This is a genomic window from Mesorhizobium sp. M7A.F.Ca.CA.001.10.2.1 (genome assembly GCF_003998575.1).
In the GTDB taxonomy this organism is placed as follows: domain Bacteria; phylum Pseudomonadota; class Alphaproteobacteria; order Rhizobiales; family Rhizobiaceae; genus Mesorhizobium.
On record NZ_RZQY01001072.1, the window covers coordinates 1 to 1,205 of the forward strand.

At 64.6% G+C, this 1,205-nt stretch carries 2 protein-coding genes; both read left to right on the forward strand.

Annotated features, from left to right (window positions below; all coding sequences use genetic code 11):
* Positions 1 to 487 (forward strand): nucleotide exchange factor GrpE (grpE, locus tag EN964_RS35150; RefSeq protein ID WP_127277490.1); only part of this gene is annotated, 487 nt, incomplete at its 5' end.
* A gap of 119 nt (positions 488 to 606) precedes the next feature.
* Positions 607 to 1,205 (forward strand): trimeric intracellular cation channel family protein (locus EN964_RS35155; RefSeq protein WP_164776431.1); only part of this gene is annotated, 599 nt, incomplete at its 3' end.

Consider the following 1,205-nt stretch of genomic DNA (forward strand, 5'->3'; position numbering starts at 1 on the left):
GCGCGTGGCGGCGGAGATGGAAAACCTGCGTCGCCGCACGGCGCGCGATGTGCACGATGCGCGAACCTACGCGGTCGCGAATTTCGCCCGCGACATGTTGTCGGTGTCGGACAATCTGCGCCGCGCGCTGGATGCGATTCCCGCCGAGGCCAAGGCATCGGGTGACGCCGGCTTCAAGGCGCTGATCGAAGGCGTCGACCTCACCGAGCGCGCCATGCTGTCGGCGCTGGAACGGCATGGGGTCAAGAAGCTCGCGCCGGAAGGCGAGAAGTTCGATCCCAATTTCCACCAGGCGATGTTCGAAGTGCCCAATCCGGATGTCCCGGCCAACACCGTGGTCCAGGTCGTGCAGCCGGGGTATTCGATCGGCGACCGCGTGCTGCGCCCGGCCATGGTCGGCGTCGCCAAGGGTGGTCCGAAGTTCGCCGCCGCTGAAGCACCGGTTGAGCCGGGGCCGGTGAACGAGCAGGCTGAGAAGGATGCGTAGTTAGGGCAGTAAGGGAGTAAGGGAGTAAGGGAGTAAGGGAGCGTACCAACGGTGCGGCTTTGTGATAAACATACTCTCCTATTCTCCTATTCTCCTCTTCCCTTACTCCCCTGGTCTGCATGAATGCCATCGCGCTTCTCGACTATGCCGGTGTCGCCGTCTTCGCGGCGACCGGCGCGCTTGCGGCTTCGCGTAAGCAGCTCGACATCATCGGCTTCCTGTTCCTGGCCAGCGTCACCGGGATAGGCGGCGGCACGCTGCGTGACGTCATCCTCAACCTGCCGGTTTTCTGGGTCGCCAACTCCGGCTATGTGCTGGTCTGCGCCGCGGTTGCGGTGCTGGTCTTCTTCAGCGCGCATCGTGTCGAATCGCGCTGGAAATGGCTGCTCTGGCTCGACGCCATCGGGCTCGCCGCCTTTTCGGTGATGGGCGCGGCCAAGGGGCTTGCGATTACCGGCTCGCCGGTCGTCTCCGTCATCACCGGCGTGCTCACCGCCACTTTCGGCGGCATTTTGCGCGATCTCCTTGCCGGCGAGCCATCGGTGCTGCTCAGGCCCGAAATCTACGTCACGGCCGCCCTTGCGGGTGCCGGGCTTTACACGCTTGGCGATCTTGCCGGACTGCCGCCGCTCACCTCGAACCTTGCCGGCTTTGCGGCGGCGTTCCTCGTGCGTGGCGGTGCGCTCAAATTCGGCTGGTCGTTTCCGTCCTACAAGAG